Raw genomic sequence first — 14,804 nt, forward strand, 5'->3', positions numbered from 1 at the left:
GATCATTGTTCGTTGAAGGCGTTGAGCTCGATGCTGGCGCGGCCGAGGGCCCGGAGCGCCTCGAGGTATTCCATGGAAAGGGTGATGGACTGGCCGGTGAGCAAACTCCATTCGAGCCGGTCGATCTGGCCGTTGAGGTAGGCTTCCTCCGCTGACCGGCGCAGCTGTACGGCTTCCTGCGTGGCCCCTTGTTCGAAGGCTTCCACGCGGGCCAGTTGGGCGCTGTAGCGTTGCTGTGCCTGTTGCAGTTGCGTGCGGATCTCCTGCGTCAGCGCCGCGGTCTCATTGGTGGCGCGCTCCGTGTCGATGCGCGCGGCCTTGTTGCGTGCGGACTGCGCGCCGAAAAACAGCGGCACACCGATGCCTGCACGCACCATGGTGAAACGGTCATCACGCCCATAGATCACCGAGCCATCAGGCACGGACGGCGACTGGTACAGCGTCATGGACGAAACCCCGAGCGTGAGGTTCGGCAACATCGTTGAGCGTTCCATATGCCAACGGGCATCAGCGGCAGCGACCTGTTCGTTGGCAGCCCGGACCACTGGGTGCGATTGAACGGCCGTTTCGCCAGGTATCACCGTCACGGTCTGTTTGAGCGGAACCGGCTGAGGCTCGAGGACGAACTTGGTGGCCTCCGGCGAACTCGACAGGTTCAGCAGCTGCGCGAGGCGTGTGCGGGCCTGTTCCAGATCGGCGCTCACCTGTTGAACACGTGCACGCATCAGCATGGCTTGTGTCCGGGCGGTGGCACGTTGAAGCACGTTGCTTGATCCCAGATCGAAGCGCTGCTCTTCACCTGCAACGGCCAAGGTGTAGATGCTGTCAGCTTCTTCAAGCAGTCGTACTTGTTCACCCAGGATCAGCACGTCGTGATAGGTCTGGTGCACTTGCACGCGCACTTCACGCTGGCGCAAGGCCTGTTCCCAACGGACACCGGCCGCGTTGTGCTTCAGCATCTTCCGCCGTTGCGCATAGACCGTGGGAAAGGACAGGCTCTGCGAGAGGCTGATGCGGTCGTCGTTCGCGTTGGTGTTGACCTGTCCGTACTCGAAGTCGACATTGGTCTGGGGCAGGTCCCATCCACTGCCGATGAGCGCTTCCTCCGCCTCGCTGCGCAGTGCCGCACCCTTCAGGTAGAGGTTGTTCCGCATGGCGCTGTCCACCGCCTGTTCCAGGGTGATGGGCAGCACGGTCGATTGCGTCTGTGCGGCCAGCGGAGCACCAAGCAGGACGAGCAGGATCATGGCCACTGCAGGCTTCGGGCCCTTCGATCGTCCGTTCTTCGGCTTCCGGAAGGCCAGCATGTAGAGCGAGGGCAGCACGAAGAGGGTGAGCAAGGTCGCGGTGATGAGGCCGCCGATGACCACCGTGGCCAGGGGGCGCTGTACTTCCGCGCCAGCCCCGTTGCTCAGGGCCATGGGCAGGAAGCCGAGCGAGGCCACGCTGGCGGTCATCAGCACCGGGCGAAGGCGGTTGGCTGTTCCTGTCCGGATCAGCTCCTTGATGTCCAGTATGCCTTCTTTCATCAGGTGCTCGAACTCACTGATCAGCACGATGCCGTTGAGCACCGCCACACCGAACAAGGCGATGAAGCCCACACCCGCCGATATGCTGAAGGGCATGCCTCTTCCCGCCAAGGCGAACACGCCACCGATCGCGGAGAGCGGCACGGCGCTGAAGACGAGCAGGCTCAGCTTCAGGGAACCGAACGCGAAGTAGAGCAGGAGCAGGATCAGCAACAGGGCCAATGGCACCACCACCACCAGGCGCTTCTTGGCCTCCACGAGGTTCTCGAAGGCCCCGCCATACGTGGTGTAGTACCCAACAGGCAGGTCCAGTTGCGCATCCACCTTGCCCTGCAGTTCCTCCACGATGCTCTGCACATCACGACCGCGGACGTTGAAGCCCACGGTGATCCGGCGCTTCGCATCCTCGCGCTGCACCTGATTAGGACCATCTTCGATGCGCACATCGGCGAGTATCGAGAGCGGTACGGGCTTGCCCATGGGCGTGGGCACCAGCAGGCGCTGCACATCGCTGAGGTCGGACCGGCTCTGGGACCGTGCGCGCACCACCAGGTCGAAGCGCCGTTCACCCTCGAACACCTGCCCCGCAACGCTTCCCGCGAAGGCCGTGCGGACCACATCGTTCACCGCTTCCACGTCCAGCCCGTAGCGTGCCAACGCGGCGCGGTGATGGGTCACCACGATCTGCGGAAGGCCGCCCACCGTCTCCACGTAGAGGTCCTTAGCACCCTCCACGCTGCTCACTAGTTCGCCCAGTTCGTGGGCGTAAGCGGCCAAGGTGTCGAGGTCTTCGCCGTAGATCTTGCACACCACGTCCTGGCGGGCACCGGTCATCAGTTCGTTGAAGCGCATCTGCACGGGGTATTGGAATCCGAAGGTGACGCCGGGCAACACGCTCAGGGTGCTGCCCATCTTCTCGGCCAGTTCATCGAAGGTCTTCGCGCTGGTCCAGTCCTTCTTGGGTTTCAGGATCACCATCATGTCCGCCGCTTCGATGGGCATGGGGTCGGTGGGGATCTCGCCGCTGCCGATCTTGGCCACCACCTTCTCCACTTCGGGGTATTGGTCCTTCAGCATGGCGGCCGCTTTCTGGCAGGTCTCCACGGTGTTGGTCAGGGAGCTTCCGGTGAGCAGGCGCGTGTCGATCGCGAAGTCGCCCTCCTCCAGTTCGGGGATGAACTCGCCGCCCATGGCCGCCATGATGCCGCTGGCCACCACGAGCAACACCACCGCAGCCACCACCACGAGCATGGGTTTCAGGATGGCCTTGTTGAGCCAGGTCCGGTATGAGTTGCCGAGGCGTTCCATCATCCGGTCGGTCCATGTCGCAGGTGGGTTGAGCTTCTTGCTGAGAAACATCGCGCTCATCATGGGTACGTAGGTCAGCGAGAGGATCGCAGCGCCCAGCACAGCGAAGGCCACGGTCTGTGCCATGGGCTTGAACATCTTGCCTTCGATGCCAGACAAGGACAGGATCGGCAGGTACACGATGAGGATGATCACCTGCCCGAACATGGCGGAGTTCATCATGCGGCTCGCGGATCCGCGCACCACTTCATCCATGCGCTCCTGGTCCAGCCGGCCGGTCCCCAGCCCATGACCGTGGCCATGGAGCCGATGCAGAACGGCCTCGACGATGATCACCGCGCCGTCCACGATCAAGCCGAAGTCCAATGCTCCAAGGCTCATCAAGTTGCCGCTCACGCCGAACAGGTTCATCATGATCACCGCGAAGAGCATGGCCAGCGGGATCACGGAGGCCACCACCAGTCCGGCACGCAGGTTGGCGAGGAAGAACACGAGGATCAACACCACGATCAGCGCGCCTTCCAGCAGGTTCGTCTCCACCGTGTGGATGGCGTTGTTCACCATCTTGGTGCGGTCCAGGAAAGGCTCGATGGTGACGCCTTCAGGCAGTGTCTTTTTTATCTGTGCGATGCGCTCCTTCACATGCTTGATCACCTCGCTGGAGTTCGCGCCCTTCAGCATCATCACCACCGCACCGGCCGCTTCGCCTTCATCGTTGTAGGTCATGGCACCGTAGCGGGTCGCAGTGCCGAGGCGCACTTCTGCCACATCATGCAACAGCACGGGCGTGTGGTCCGGCAGCACCTTCACCTGGATGGTGCGGATGGCCTCCATGTCGGCGATAAGGCCCTCGGTGCGGATGAAGAGCATGGCCGGGCCCTTCTCGATGTAGGCCCCGCCGGTGTTGGCGTTGTTCCGGGCCACGGCGGTGAACACATCGGCGATGGTGATGCCCATTGCACCCAGGCGCTCCGGGTCCACGGCGATCTCGTACTGCTTCAGCTTTCCGCCGAAGCTGCTCACGTCGGCCACGCCCTCGGTGCCGATGAGCTGGCGCCGCACGATCCAGTCCTGGATGGTGCGCAGCTCCGAAGCGTCGTACTTGCCCTCATAACCGGGCTTGGGCTTCACCACGTACTGGAAGATCTCGCCGAGGCCGCTGGAAACAGGACCCAGTTCCGGTTTGCCAAGGCTCTCCGGGATGGTGATCTGCGCCAGACGCTCGGTGACCTGTTGGCGAGCCCAGTACACATCGGTGGCGTCATCGAACACGATGGTGACGAGCGAGAGCCCGAAGCGGCTGAAGCTGCGCTGCTCGATGATCCCCGGTACGTTGCGCGTGGCCTGCTCAATGGGGAAGGTGATCAGGCGTTCGATGTCGCCGGCCCCCAGCGCAGGGCTAACAGTGATCACCTGCACCTGGTTGTTGGTGATGTCGGGCACGGCGTCGATGGGCAGTTGGGTGACGTTGTAGGCACCGTAGCCGATGAGGCCGAGCACGAGAAGCCCCACGATGAGCTTCTGCTTGATGGAGAATGCGATGATGCGGTCCAGCATGGATGAGTTCCTTTACGGTTGAATGCACCACGAACCACGCGTGATGGCCCAGCGGTTCGACCGGAGCAGAATGCAGTGCTGTGACCGGCCTGGGATCAGGCCTGGGCTCGGGGCGGGCGCAGGAGCTCCGGATGGTGTCCAGCGAGCACATCCTGGTCGTAGGGCAGCGCTATGGGCGAAAGAGCGGAAAGCGCGGGGAAACTCACTTGGCGCAGGGGTTCGTTGGCGAACACGTTGGACGATGCATGATCCATTCCAGCCCCGTGATGGCGGTGAAAGGGGAGATTCTCGTGGCCGCTGTGATCCTGTGCATGGTGCTCTTCGTCCGTGTAGTGCAGCGCGATGAACGAGGCGAGGTCGAGATCCTCGGAAGCGGCCTTATGTTCAATGTAGTGCACGAGGAGGAGGGGCATCCTCATCAGGTCCGGGCTGACCAAGAACCCTTGCACCCAAAGGACGGGCAATAGGAACCAGATGCGGGGCTTCACCGCGCAAAAGTAGCTGGCACCAGCGCTGCTTGTGTGATGAAGGTCATATCCGCTATGGGTGCGTGTCAAGCACTGAGCGCGCAGTGCGCTTGCCGTCACGCATCTTCAACCGGATGGGGGAGGAGAAGCGGGCTCGGTGATCTCTGTGGCGTGCTTCCACCTCTTGGGCAGCTTGCTCAGCACCAACGCACTGATCCAGGACGGCATGAGCGGCACTTCGCGCATGGTGATCTTCGGGATCTGTTTGGTCGCCTGGATCGCGATGGTGAGCAAGTGGCCGGGGCGTGTTCGTGCAGCTGTGGCTGAGACGTGAGGGCTCGTTGACCCGGTATGCAATTCATCCTGCCAGGCCAGCTGGGCACGTATCGATCCTGCGGCTCAACGGATCACCCCCGACCCGGAAAAGCCTTGCGCACCGCGTCCTGCCGTGAATGCACCTGCAGCTTCTCGTAGATGCCGCGCACATGGGTGCGTACCGTGTTGAGGCCCATCCCGTGCTTCGCTGCGATCTCCTTGTACATCAGTCCTGCCGCCAATCCGTCCAGCACCTCCTGTTCACGATCCGTGAGCTGTTCCTGGCGGATAGAGGGTGCAACTGCCGCGTGCATGGAGGCCACCACCATGCGGGCGATCGCCGGGGTCATGGGTGAACCGCCGCTGTTGATGTCGCATACGGCATTCGCAAGCTCAACCCCCGGAACGCTCTTGACCAGATAGCCCGTGGCACCTGCGCAAAGGGCCTGGAAGATGTAGGTGGGATTCTCGAACACCGTGCTCATCAGAAATTGCATTCCGGGTTTCATGGGCTTGGCCTGACCGACGCAATCAACGCCACTGGTCCCTGGCATGTTGATGTCCATGATCACCACATCAGCTTCCAACGCAGGAAGCGCCTGCAGGAAGGCATCGCCATTGCGGTAGGAGGCGACCACCTCGATGCGTGGATCGGCGCTGAGCGACGCGGAGATGATCGCGCGCAACGTGTTGTCGTCCTCAACAATGATCGTCCGTACGGGGTTGCCCATGATCGCGGACACCAAGGTACTTCGACGAAGCCACAGGGTCAGAGCTTCCCTGAGGCACAGACACGTGTACCCTGTCCTGGAGCCGCATTCACCTCCAACATTCCGGAAAGTGAAGCGATGCGCTCGCGCATGTTCGGCAGGCCTCGGCCTTCCATCGCGTCCGGGTCGAAACCCGAACCGTCATCCCGGACCTCCACGTGGAAGCGTTCCAAGCCCAGCTCCAACGCGATCTGAACGTACTGTGCCTTGGCATGCTTTAGTGCATTGTGCGCCGCCTCCCGGACCACGAGGTAGATGGCACGACGCGTATCCGGAGAGAGCAGGGCATCGGGTCCGCTGGTCCGCAGATCCAGATGAAGTTGGGTCGTGGTTCCCGCGAACATCCGAGTGAGCTGATCGCGAACATGGTCCAGCAGTCCTTGCGCGGAATCGGCCCCTGGATCCACGGCCCACACCACATCGTTCAGGCCTTCCTTAAGCGACCGCGCCTCCATGCTCAACGCCTCAAGGGACACCTCGTTGGGCAGCGCATTCTCCGGGCTGCCACGAAGCAGATCGCCCATCAACGCCAGTTTCGTAAGGTTCCCGCCAAGCTCATCGTGGATGTCGCGCGCGATCCTCGTGCGCACGGCCGCCGCCTCACGTTCACGCTCCGTACGGACCAGTTGTTCCTGGGTGGCCACCAATTGTTGATTGGTCCGCCCCAGTTCAGCTGCGTAACGCTTGCCTCGTCGCACCGCGACGAACAAGAGCACACCGGCGATCAGCAGGACCACGCAGGCGATCGATGCGATGACCAATACCCGACGCTGTGCAGCAAGCGCAGCGGCGGAGGCTTGCTGTTCTGCCTTCACGGTGATGCGCTCCTGGAATGCAGCCGTGCGACGGGCCTCGTCGATGCCCAAGTGAAGCTTGACCTCGGCCAGCGCCGTATCGGCGGCCATGCGGCTTGCGCGCAGATCGCCCAGCTTGTGATACACGGTGGACATTAGCTGTGCGATGGCATACCGACCCGCATGCAGTCCGTGGGCGACCGCAAAGCTGTCCGCTCGTTGCAGGTAGGGTAACGCGTCCTCCGGCCGTTCGAGCGCCATGAGATACCGCGCCTCCATCAATTGCATGCGGCTGGTATTGATGCCGGACGGTTCCGCACCGAACGCCTCGCGCGCCAGCCGCAGGTGGAACGCAGCGGAATCCAGGTCCCCCGCTTCCAGGTGGATGCGGAAACAACCGTCGTGCGCGTCGAACGCGGTGATCGGAGCACGGTCCTCTACGTGAAGGGCGATCGCCTTACGCCACAGCAACAACGCGCTGTCAGGGGCATCGGCCCGGTAGAGCTGTTGGGCCAGTTCGCTGTAAGCCTGGGCCAGCGGCACGGTACTGCTCTTCGGGGTCAAGGCCAGGCAACGGCGCGACCATTCCAGCGCACGCTGGTTGTCCTCGATCATGGCGCATTGCAACGAAAGGTGCTGGCATGCACCGGCCGCCTGAACGCTGTCCCCGATCTCCAGCGCCGCACTGTACATGCGCTCGCTGTTGTGCATCGCGGCTTCAAGATCGCCTTGGTAGGTCAGCGCATCGCCGAGCAGTCCGTAACTATCGATCAAGTGCTTGCTCACACGATCCCGCGCTTTGCCCGGTGGGAGCTTTGCGAGATCAGCCTCGGCGACGTCCACTGCGCGTCGCAGCACGTCTACTTGTTGATCGATCTGAAGCCGCATGCTGAAGATCACGGCAAGCCTGTTCATCTGCACCAGGCCAGTGGTATCGCCAGGGGCGTGCTGATGCTCCCACGCATCGACCACACGGAGCAGACTATCCGTGTTGGTCCGCTGCGCGAAGGCCTCTAGCCCGAAGAGCAAGGAGCCGAGCAGGAACAACATGCGGACCGCGCGGATCATCCTCCAAAGGTCGCACAGGTGGGCTTGTCCACCACAGGATCCACCTCGCATCAAGATGTTAGGGAGAATGATATCCCTCCAGGTTCCCTTTGTACACGCCAATAGTCTCCGTCATGATGGTCCGTCCCCTTCTCCTCCTGCTCTTGATCACGATCTCATCAGCCAATGCCAGCGCCCAAGCCCCGGCACTGATGAACTATCAGGCCGCTGCGCGCGACGGTGGCGGAATCGTGCTGATGAACACGGCGCTCACCGTGCGGTTCACCATACGGACCGGCAGCGCCAACGGCACGAACGTCTACCGCGAAACGCATGGTGTGACCACCAATGCATACGGTGTGTTCAACGCGCAGGTGGGTGGCGGCACGGTGGTGAGCGGCAGTTTCGCCGGGATCGACTGGGGCGGGAACAGCCATTGGCTGCAGGTGGAAGTGAACCCTGGTGGCGGGTATGTGGACCTGGGCGCACAACAAATGGTGAGCGTGCCGTACGCCAAATACGCGGAGAGCAGCGGCGGTGGACCGAGCGGTTGGGGATTGACCGGCAATTCCGGAACCGATCCCAGCACGGATTTCGTCGGCACGAGCGACGCGCAGCCCTTGGTCTTCAAAGTAGCCGGTGTGGAAGCAGGTAGGATCGGGCTCGTTGGGACCGGCAATACCAGCCTGGGTGCCAACGCGTTCCTCGCCAATACATCCGGTGAGGTGAACAGCGCATTCGGTGTGAATGCGTTGACCTCCAATTCCACCGGATCATACAACACAGCTGTGGGCGGCTACGCGGGACGCTACAATTCCACGGGGTCGAGCAATACCGCCATCGGACAAGCTGCACTATCGTTCAACTCGGCCGGCGATCACAACACTGCGGTCGGTACCGGTGCGCTGTACGCGAACACCAGCAGCAACAACACGGCACTGGGTTCGGGGGCATTGACAGCAAATTCGACCGGGTCGGAAAATACCGCCGTTGGCAAGGACGCGCTCTTCGGCAACACGACCGGGGTGGAAAACACGGCCGTTGGTTGGTTATCGCTGGAGAACAACCTGGATGGCTACGAGAACACCGCAGTGGGCGTGCAGGCTTTGCGTTACAATACCGCATTCCGCAACACCGCGGCCGGCGCCTATACGCTTAAGAACAATCTTACCGGACAATTCAACACAGCCGTTGGTGCGCTCGCAATGACAGGCAACTCCACCGGTTCCAACAATACGTCCGTCGGTGATGCTTCCTTGTACTTCAACATCATTGGAACGAGCAATACGGCGTGTGGTGCATCGGCCCTGTTGAACAACAATGGCAGCTACAACGTGGGAGTCGGCGATGCGGCCTTGGTCGATAACCTTAGTGGGCATGACAATGTAGCGATCGGAGTGGAAGCGATGGCCGAGAACTACTCCGGCAACTATAACACAGCGCTCGGCAACTATGCCTTGAGTGCCAATACGAGTGGATGGGACAATGTCTCGGTGGGATATGGATCAGGGACCACGGCCAGTTTCAATAACACTATAAACATCGGCAATTGGGGTTACCTGAACGCCTTCGGCAACCAGGCGTTCATTGGCAACCTGAGCACCATTTGGAACGGAGGGAACGTCACGTGGTCCACCTACTCGGATGAACGCGTGAAGACCGATGTGCGCGACGACGTGCACGGCCTGGATTTCATCCTGCGCATTCGACCCGTCACCTACCACCGGGATATCGACCGGCAGGCCGAGCTCACCGGGAACAAGCCCACACGCGACTTTCCGGAGAAGTACGACATCGAGCGGATCAAGTTCAGCGGTTTCCTTGCGCAGCAGGTGGAGCACGCGGCGCAGGAGGTCGGATACGAATTCAGCGGCGTGACCCCACCACCGAACGAGAACCAACTGTACACCGTGAGCTACGAGCAATTCGTGGTGCCCTTGGTGAAGGCCGTGCAGGAGCAACAGGACATGATCATCGATCTGCGAGCGGAGGTCGAACGGTTGCAGCAGTTGATCGGGACCATGAATTCGGAGAAGCGATGAGAGCCCTTGTTCTGCTGCTTGGGTGGGCAGTGCTGCACGGCGCAACCGCGCAAGTGACCTTGGAGCGCAGCCTGCTGTCTTCTTGGGGGGCGCTATCCAACGCTGGTACCATATCCATGGAAGCATCGCTGGGAGACCTGGTGGTGAGCACAGCGGTCAGCCCGTCGTTCATGGCCACGCAGGGATTTCAGCAGACCCATCCGGACATCACTACCAGTCTTCCAGAGGAACACCCTCCCGATATCGACGTGTTCCCCAACCCGACGCGTGATCGGTTGACCATCCTGCTGCCGGAACTCCATGTAGGTGTTGCGCAGTTCGCCCTGTTCGATGCTTCCGGTCGGTCGGTCCCGATGGTGGCCCAACGCATGGATGACCGCTTCCTGATCGACCTGTCCGCCCTATCCTCCGGCAACTACTTCCTGCGCATCGTTCGCGACCTTGAACCACCCACGACCATCAAGATCGTGAAACAGGAATGAGCGATCCGCTTCTTCCAACAACAACATCGGCATCCCACCTCAGACCCATTGAACATGAACGCACGCTACGTGATCATCGCGGCTTTCACTCTTTCGGCCACAGTCCAACTAAGCGCGCAGTCCTATGCCGACCGCATCATCTATTCCCGCCTTGAGGCCAACCACGCCAGCTTGCGCCTGAGCGATGGCGCAGGCCTGGATACGATGCTGATCGACAGCGCCACCGTGCCGCAATTGGTCATGGACGGACGCTACCTGCTCTACCTGAGCAGTACCCTGATCAACGGATCGGCCAACAACCTGCTTTCAGGCGGCCAATGGAACCGGCGCACCTTGGCCACAGGCAATGATTTCACGCTGTTCAACAGCACCGACTTCACGCAAGGCTACGACCTCTTCCTCAGCGACAGCACCTCGGCAGTGGCCTACGCCTGCAACATCCTCAACAACAGTTTCGACAACGCCACCGTGCTGGGTACGATCACCACCGACTGCAACGACGACTTCCCCCGCATCCGGCAAAGCGATGAACTGATCGTAGGGCACAACGTGTTCAGCTCCTTGTTCACTGTTCAACGCGATGGCACGGCACGCACGGCGATCCCGAACACGGTCCAATACGACATCTGGCCCACCTGGTCCCCCGATGGAGAGTGGATCATTTTCGGTCGCAGCAGTTCGCTGTATTCGCCGGCGGACTATGCCTTGAACGTGGTGAACTTCTACAAGATCAAGCAGAACGGGGACAGCCTGACGCAGCTCACATGGAATGCTCCGACCGCCAATGCCACATTCACGGGCAATGCTATCTGGACCGAGAACGGCGAGAGCTTCATCGCCGCAGGCTCCTTGAACGGGCGCTATGGCCTGATGGAGATCGCGGCGGACGGGAGCATGCTGGTGGATACCATCCCCACAGCACCGGGCGGAGAGATCCTGTACATGACCGGCTCACTGCCTCTGGGGTTGGACGTGGGCGTGGATGAAACCACCATGCATGGTGATCGGCTCAGCGTGTTCCCGAATCCGACCGATGGGTCAGTTCGTGTGCACGGGACCGATGCAGGTGCAGGCTTCACGATCACTGATGCCCGCGGGCGACCCATGGTGGTCTCCTTGCAGCGGATCGGTCGGGACGATGTCCTAGTGGATCTGAGTTCGTTGCCCCGAGGCCTATACCTGATCAGCGACCAACGAGGTCGAATGCTCGGTCGGGTCTCGCGCGAGTGACTGCCAGCCGTTAGATCAGTTGTTATCTACAGAAGGTCTATCGCCTAGTTCCCCTCGCAGTACTTCCGCTGCTGCTCCACAAAGCCCGGACAAGTAATAGCCCGCTTGTACTTCAAGTAGGCGCGGTCCTTGCGCACCTTGGGCCGCCAACCGAAAAGGTTGATGGTGCCCGGCCTGCTCTACTGCAACATCCCAACAGCTCGCAGGTGAGCGGTGCGGGTGTCGGATAGTCAATGAAGTAGCGGGCGTCGGCGTCGGCGAGAACCTGCTTTACATGTTGCCTGAATGCAACTGGCACATCCGCACAAGGCGCCACCTGCGATGCAGCATCGTCCGGAGTGCATCTGACCAGGAGAACTCCAAGTGCAAGGCCCATCATTCCTTTTGCCATGGTGCGCTGCACATGCAGCTGCGAACAATGGTCTAACGCGGTTTGTACGGGGGATACAGGCAATATTGTGAATGATACTCACCCATTTGTTACTACTTCCGCTATACGAGATACCATTCTCTTGATCTGCTTCGCATGATCTGTCTTGCTCCGTGCACAACCGGGCGACATGCGCTCCTTTCTGGGACCGCGCGGGGTGCTGCCATACCATGAAGTGAGCCTAACTGTTGAGGGGATAACCGACGCGATCATTTCCGGATGTTGGGAGGGCACCGATGATGTGCTCCAACAGCGTGTCCGCTGGGATGTTGCCAAGCAAGAGCGCCGTATAATGGGCCGTAACCATCCATCACTCACCCAACACCCGCCCACCACCCGCTTTCCCCGCGACCGGCGAAGGCGCACTTTCGGCGCATGTGGAAGAACTACCTCCTCATCGCCTGGCGGACCCTCAAGCGCGACAAGCTCTTCGCGGCGCTCAACGTCGTTGGACTGGCCATCGGCGTGGTGGCCTGCATGCTCATCTACATCTATGTGCAGGATGAATTGAGCTTCGATGCGCACCACCGGAAAGCGGATCGCATCTTCCGCATCCAGGCCCATTACCACTTCGGCGATACGAAGGATGACTTCGGTATCACGCCCTTTCCGATCATGGACGTGCTGCTGCAGGAATACCCTGAGATAGAAACAGGCGTTTCGCTTTTCCAGCTTGGCCAGACCACGCTCGAATACGAAGGCCAGCGCTTCAGCGCCGACAACGGCTACAACGCCGACACCAGCACCTTCCGCACCTTCGACTTCACCTTCACGCATGGCGGGCCCGATGCGCTCGATGAGCCGGACCACATCGTGATCATGCAGGATATGGCCACGCGCATGTTCGGTTCGGAGGATCCCATCGGCAAGCTGGTCACGCGCAATGGCCGCACGCTGAAGGTGGCGGGCGTGATCGATGGGAAAGCGGAGAGCACGCATATCCCCATGGGCGTATTCATGAGCCGCATGGGCCTCCCGCCGCAGGCGAAGGAGCAGCTATCCCAGAGCTGGGGAAACAACAGCTGCTTCAACTACCTGGTGCTGGCGCCGGGCACCAGCGCGAGCGATTTCCAAGGCAAGATCGATGCGTTCGTGGCGAAGCACATCATCCCGCGCTGGGAGGGCTGGGGCTTCAAGGGCGATATCCGCTTCAACCTAGAGCCGCTGCGCGAGGTGCACTTCAACGATGAACTGATCTACGACACGCCGAAGAAGGGCAACAAGGCCTACGTCACGCTCTTCGCGATCGTCGCGGTGCTCATCCTGGCCATTGCCTGCATCAACTACATCAACATGAGCACCGCCGATGCCACGCGGCGCGCCAAGGAGGTGGCCTTGCGCAAGGTGAGCGGCGCGCAACGCGGACAGCTCGTCGCACAGTTCATCGGCGCCAGCGTACTGATCGCGGTCATCGGCATCGTGGTCGCCTTGGGCTTGCTGTGGCTCTGCCTGCCCGCGTTCAACTCCATCACTGGGAAGGAGATCGGCATGGGCTACCTGCTGCGCGGCAGCTTCTTCGTGGTCGTGCTGCTCATCGTCCTGCTCATCGGGGTCGTGGCGGGCAGCTATCCGGCATTCTTCCTCTCGCGCTTCGCGCCGCAGCTGCTGCTGAAGGAGGGCATCGCGAGCGGATCCGGGAAGCAGCGCGTGCGCAAGGTGCTGATGGGTGCGCAATTCGCCATCGCGCTCTTCATGGTCGTGGGCACGCTCGCGGTCTTCGCGCAGCTGCACTGGTTGCGCAGCACTGACATGGGCTTCCGCAAGGAGAACCTGCTCACCATCACCATGCCCCAGCCGCCGGGGCCGGATACGCTGGCATGGGATGCCCTGCGCCCGGTGAAGCAGGAACTCATGCGCGAGAGCTTCGTGACCGGCGCGGCCTTCACGCAAAGCATGCCCGGCAATAGCGGCGGTCGCTGGGTGCTGCGAGTGAAGACCTCCGAGGGCAAGATCGACAAGCCCATGCCCACCATGAACGTGGACCCCGACTTCCCCGACGTGCTGGGCTTGCAGTTGGTGGCGGGCCGCCTGTTCGATCCTGCGATCGCCAGCGACAACGACCGCGCTGTGGTGGTGAATGAAAGCGCTGTGCGCAGCTTCGGGTGGAAGGACCCGCTGGCAGAGAAGATCTATGTGCCCGGTGATACCGGTGAGCACGAGCTCTCCGTGATCGGTGTGGTGAAGGACTTCCATTACGCCAGTTTGCACACGCCCATCGAGCCGATGTGCCTGTTCCAGAGCGACCGCCGCTACGGCGTGGCCAACCTGGTCCTGCGGCTGGCCCCGGGCGATCCTGCCGCACAGCTCGCCGCGCTGCAAGCGCGCTGGAAGCAATTGCGCCCGAACGACAACTGGGAGGCCAGCTTCCTCACCGACAGCATCGCGCAGCTCTACCAGGCAGAGGACAAGCTATTCCGGGTGTTCACCGCGTTCGCCGTGCTCACCATCCTGCTCACCGTCATGGGCCTCTATGGGCTGGCGTACTTCACCGCCAAGCAGCGCACGCGCGAGATCGGAATCCGCCGCGTGATGGGCGCTCCGCTCGCTGACATCGTGAAGCGCATGAACCGCGAGTTCGTGGTGCTCCTCGCGTTCGCATTGATCGTGGCCTTCCCGTTGGCCTACTATGCCATTGGGCGCTGGCTGGAGACCTTCGCGTACCACACGGAGATCTCTCCCTTGCTCTACGCGTTAGCGGTGTTGATCACCTTGTCCGTCACGGTGCTCACGGTCACCGTGCAGGCGTATCGTGCCGCGGTGGCGGATCCGGTTAGGGCGCTCCGGCATGAATGAGGAGACCCGAGCAGCGCGCGCGGTCGTTCAGGACGCTTCG

Annotated in this window: 9 protein-coding genes; 5 read left to right on the plus strand and 4 right to left on the minus strand. The window is 61.5% G+C overall.

Annotated elements, in window-relative coordinates; all coding sequences use genetic code 11:
* Positions 1 to 2: 2 nt before the first annotated feature.
* Complete coding sequence (locus IPM12_07765) at positions 3 to 4,394, minus strand: CusA/CzcA family heavy metal efflux RND transporter (protein ID MBK9147698.1); 4,392 nt, start codon at positions 4,392 to 4,394, stop codon at positions 3 to 5.
* Positions 4,395 to 4,489: 95 nt separating this feature from the next.
* Positions 4,490 to 4,807 carry a hypothetical protein gene (locus IPM12_07770; protein MBK9147699.1) on the minus strand — a complete coding sequence of 106 codons (318 nt, stop codon included), beginning with the start codon at positions 4,805 to 4,807 and terminating at the stop codon, positions 4,490 to 4,492.
* Between the two features lie 238 nt (positions 4,808 to 5,045).
* Between IPM12_07770 and IPM12_07775 the strand changes: the two genes are divergently transcribed.
* Positions 5,046 to 5,195 (plus strand): hypothetical protein, encoded by a 150-nt coding sequence (locus IPM12_07775; GenBank protein ID MBK9147700.1) that lies wholly within the window; start codon positions 5,046 to 5,048, stop codon positions 5,193 to 5,195.
* Between the two features lie 73 nt (positions 5,196 to 5,268).
* Here IPM12_07775 and IPM12_07780 read toward each other — a convergent pair whose 3' ends face one another.
* Positions 5,269 to 5,907: a response regulator transcription factor gene (locus IPM12_07780; GenBank protein ID MBK9147701.1), complete on the minus strand. Its 639-nt coding sequence runs from the start codon at positions 5,905 to 5,907 to the stop codon at positions 5,269 to 5,271.
* Positions 5,908 to 5,945: 38 nt separating this feature from the next.
* A complete protein-coding gene (locus IPM12_07785; GenBank protein ID MBK9147702.1) occupies positions 5,946 to 7,808 on the minus strand; it encodes an ATP-binding protein in 1,863 nt (620 codons plus the stop codon).
* A gap of 113 nt (positions 7,809 to 7,921) precedes the next feature.
* On the opposite strand from IPM12_07785, the gene IPM12_07790 reads away from it, so the two are divergent.
* From IPM12_07790 to IPM12_07805, 4 genes are all read left to right on the plus strand, one after another.
* A complete protein-coding gene (locus IPM12_07790) occupies positions 7,922 to 9,829 on the plus strand; it encodes a tail fiber domain-containing protein (protein ID MBK9147703.1) in 1,908 nt (635 codons plus the stop codon).
* Between the two features lie 116 nt (positions 9,830 to 9,945).
* Positions 9,946 to 10,311, plus strand: coding sequence for a T9SS type A sorting domain-containing protein (locus IPM12_07795; protein ID MBK9147704.1), 366 nt, complete (start codon positions 9,946 to 9,948; stop codon positions 10,309 to 10,311).
* A 54-nt stretch (positions 10,312 to 10,365) separates the two neighbouring features.
* Entirely contained in the window at positions 10,366 to 11,541 is a 1,176-nt protein-coding gene (locus IPM12_07800; GenBank protein ID MBK9147705.1) for a PD40 domain-containing protein, read from the plus strand.
* Positions 11,542 to 12,346: 805 nt separating this feature from the next.
* The gene (locus IPM12_07805; GenBank protein MBK9147706.1) at positions 12,347 to 14,764 is read left to right on the plus strand and encodes an ABC transporter permease; all 2,418 of its coding nucleotides are present in this window, start codon (positions 12,347 to 12,349) and stop codon (positions 14,762 to 14,764) included.
* The last annotated feature ends 40 nt before the right edge of the window (positions 14,765 to 14,804 follow it).

Source organism: Flavobacteriales bacterium, from assembly GCA_016716605.1.
Classification (GTDB): Bacteria; Bacteroidota; Bacteroidia; order Flavobacteriales_F; family PHOS-HE28; genus PHOS-HE28.